General features: G+C 57.7%; 1 protein-coding gene and 1 pseudogene. One reads left to right on the plus strand and one right to left on the minus strand.

The window, feature by feature from the left end; all coding sequences use genetic code 11:
- Window positions 1-573: 573 nt before the first annotated feature.
- Entirely contained in the window at window positions 574-2,934 is a 2,361-nt protein-coding gene (locus tag VGE80_RS22060; protein WP_440594146.1) for an ABC transporter permease subunit/CPBP intramembrane protease, read from the minus strand.
- A 508-nt stretch (window positions 2,935-3,442) separates the two neighbouring features.
- On the opposite strand from VGE80_RS22060, the pseudogene VGE80_RS22065 reads away from it, so the two are divergent.
- Window positions 3,443-4,032 (plus strand): annotated as a pseudogene (locus tag VGE80_RS22065) (PrkA family serine protein kinase); the annotation flags it as partial.

Consider the following 4,032-nt stretch of genomic DNA (forward strand, 5'->3'; position numbering starts at 1 on the left):
ACCGCCCCCCGGATGGAGACACGGAACAGAAGAGGCTCAGCAACCGACAAAGCTGCCGTAAGCCTCACAAACCAACATCACAATCTCCCGCGAGAGAACCATTGAGTACCCACAGTCAAACCCATGTATTTAAACGCACAATCGCCGCGTCCAGATCACGATGATTCGGGTGAGTCCGACATTTCCCCAAGTGCGATGTCAAACCCGCGTTTCTGATCCTCGCTCGATTGGCTTGGGACTGGTCGTTCCGTGGACTGGCCGAGGGTCGGGAGGGGCCGCCATTGTGGCACATCAGAGCTCGACCTCATTTTTGAGGCAGAGACGACGGGACTGCCTGAGAGGCAACCAGCGGTGACTCGGAGGGTGATGTCCGGGCCGAGATCGCCCTGCCCAGGCAATCAGGGCACAAGCAACTCGCTGCCGGATTCAGGGGCATCACTGCGGGAAGCTGCATACACCAGCAGGCGCGACAGCCCTGTGTCAGCTCGCAGACAAACTTCGCGCGACAACCCGGACACTCGCTCACGCCAGGCGACTCCGGTACCAACCCCTCCTGACTTGATGGAATGCCTGTCACGAGGAAATCTCCTGCGCGGAATTCGTTCCTGATCTCGTCAGCAGGTACAGCAGCAGGGCGGCTGTCGGAACCAGCAGGCAGATCAGAGCCGGCTGGTACCTCAGCAATTGATCTTCCCCACGAAAGAAGTACCCCCACAGATGATTTGTCGGCACGTTGCTGCCCCATCGATCATGCAGGACACCCAGCGAATTGTAGACAAAGTGAAAGACCACTCCAGGATACAAGCTGCCTGTCCTGACGCAGGTCAGCCCGAGAACAAGCCCCAGCAGAAACGCGTTGAAGACCTGCTGAGGAATCATGTGAATCAAACCGAAAGCAAAGCTGGAGAGGAAGATTCCCAGCCCCGCACGCTGGCTGCGGCGAAAGCCCGACAGCAGATAACCCCGAAAGGCAATTTCTTCGCACAGCGCCGGGGTGACCGCCATAGCCAGCAGGGTCAGACCGGGGTTCATCGCCTTCAACTGCTTCATCAACTCCACGACTCCCGGCGGAGGCGGGGGGAAGAACCATTGAGTCAGGGCCATCAGCTCTAATGTAAGGGGATGTAACGAAACGGCGAGAACAGCGGCCAGCACGAGCCGCGTCATCCCGGGCCATCGCAACGAGAACGTCTGTCGCAGACTGGTGGTCAGCAGTCCCCCCATCACCAACGGTGGCCCGGCAATCAGAAAGACCTGCTGGAGCATCAGAATTCGAATCTGAAACATCCCCTGATCTTCGATCGTGGTACCGAGGAGGGTGGACTGGATGGCTTTCCACGAAGCAAACTGAACCAGCAGCATCAGCACGAAACAGATGACCGCCTGCGAGAACGTCGGGACGGGCTGTCTGTCACGCAGCACCTGTCTGAACCAGCGATCCAGGCTGAACTGCTCGGCCTCACCGAACAGAATCTCTTCGCTGCGAAACTGTTCGATGGCCCACCATAAGGCCAGTAGACTGTAACCCGCCGAGGTCACCAGCACGGGAACCGCATACAGATAGGTCTGGTAGTCGGGACCGTTCGCCTGCATCAGACCTTTCAACAGAAGCCCGGGACCAATCACGGGCATCACGCTGAAGAACGGCTGCATTTCCGTCCCGGGAGAGATGCAGAACGTCGTTAATCCGAGCGTCACCATCAGCAAGGGGGACAGGTAATACTGCCCCTCCTTACTGCTGCGAGCGAACGTTGCCAGGGACAGACACAAGGCACTGAAGAGTGTGGCCAGTGGAATGAGAACCACGACGGCCCACGCGAGCGAATTGACAGGAGGAAATGTCAGCCCCCCCAGCCGAGAGGAAGCACCTCCGACAGCCAGTGACGCCATATAAGCCGCCGTCATCCCGATACTCACCAGGTTCAACACCGCAGTCGTCATGCTGAACAGCAGGACGGACAGGAACTTCCCCATCACAATTTCTGTACGCCGGGCGTGCGAGATCAGCAGGGTTTCCATCGTCCCCCGTTCTTTCTCTCCCGCGCACATGTCGACGGCCGGATGAAAGGCCCCCGTCAGCGTCATCATCACCAGCAGCGCCGGAAAAATTTTGGCCCAGATACTGGCCGAAACCAGATTCCGGTCAGCGATATCCAGCTCACTCAGACGAAGGGGTGTGGTGAGCGCCGGGGGAAGCTGACTCTCTTCAAGCTGCTGTTTCAGGATCGCTTGCTCCCAGGCCTGCATGACGTCCAGAACCCGCCGCGATGCGATCTGTGACTTGTCACTGGCACTATCCAGAACCAGATAGCACTTCGACTCGGCCGGCTCGTCCATCGCGGCGGTTCGCTCGATCAATCGCTGCCTGCGCTGTTCCAGCGCCTGGCGGAAATCAGGTGGAATCAGAACCAGCACATCGATTCCACTGCGAGTAAACTCAGATCGAATTTGCGATTGCAGTTCGCGGAGTCGATCGGCGTCGGACGTTCGCGCGTCAGCACCGGAGGACTCATCACGATCGACAAGTACTCGTTCAATGCCCTGCCGTTCCCGAATCAGGTCTCGCAGATGCCGGGCCTCGGCCAGACTGATTTCGTTCTCATCGCGCGCCGAGGGCGGAACCTCTTCGGAGGGCTTCGATGCCAGCGCAGGCTCTGTGATGACGTGCAAAGTATTTTGCTCGGACGGCTGTCGAAACCACCTTACCGAAAACCGGTCCTGATCGATGAGTGATTCGGGCGGAAGTTGGTCCGCCCCCAGCACGACGACACGTCGGGGTTGCTCAGAGAACAACGTGGTCATTTGCGCCGTGCCGATCCCCAGCAGGGGGTAGAGCAACAGCGGAAGAACGGCGACCATGAACAACGTTCGCCGATCTCGAAGCTGATCGAGTACCTCACGATGGAAGATCAGAAAAACGTTTCGCCAGTTCATGAAGCACAGAATTCCCAATGGCGGGGGTCAGACAAGAAAAGCATCAGATCGTACCTGTGGCAATTCCAAAAACCGAAGACATCCCTGTCAAAGCAAGACGACGTACCAACATTGGTCTTGCCGGAACCCGTCGAGGTGTGATAATTCCAATGCGTTCACCCAATTGAAGTCCGTCACCAACTTCCGGTTGCCTTAAAGGGGCGAGGATTGGTGAGCAAAGTCTCGAACGGTTGGTAGCGGCGGTGGGAATTGGATGACTCGCGAAGTCAGGGTTCTCAGATCGAGCGCCTCGATGCACACGGTGCCGTGGCGGCATGAATTTGCTGTTCTTTACCACTTTCTGAATTGCAAGGACAGGGCCGGTCATCTGGCAGCTCGAATGACGGACGCGAACAAGACGTCCCGAGCAGTGCAACAGATCACATGCCTGTCGCGAGCGTGAACCTCTTCCGAGCGACTTCGCACGGCCCGATTCATGCTCGAATTTTGACACAAGGATTCGGTGAATATGGGCACTGGGCAAAGTTTGCTACAGCAATTTTCTTCACGCCAAAATGCAGACGCCTACCGGCAGGAACACTGGCAGGGAACGTTCGACGAGTACCTCGATATCGTCCGCAGGCAGCCCGAAGTCACACGGACTGCGCACCAGCGGATGTATGACATGATCATGACGTACGGAACTTACCCCGTCGACGAAGGTCGGCGCGAGGGGTTGGTTCGTTACCGGTTCTTCGACGATCCGGACACCGGCGGCGAAGATGCCATCTTTGGTCTGACTGAGCCGTTAACTCAACTTGTGCACGTCTTCCGTTCTGCGGCACTCAAGTACGGCAGCGAGCGGCGTGTGCTGCTGCTGCACGGACCCGTGGGGAGTTCGAAAAGCACCATCGCCCGCCTCTTGAAGAAGGGACTGCAACGATACAGTCGTAAGCCGGAAGGAGCCCTCTATACCTTTGGCTGGAAAGAAGACGATGGCTCGATCACCTGGGATCCCATGAACAGCGAGCCGCTGCAACTGATCCCGCAAGCCTTCCGAAATGAAGTTTGCTCGTCGCTGAACGAAGGGCGCGATCCAAACAATCAGTACACCGTCGA

This window comes from Schlesneria sp., from assembly GCF_036405755.1.
In the GTDB taxonomy this organism is placed as follows: Bacteria; Planctomycetota; Planctomycetia; order Planctomycetales; family Planctomycetaceae; genus Schlesneria; species Schlesneria sphaerica.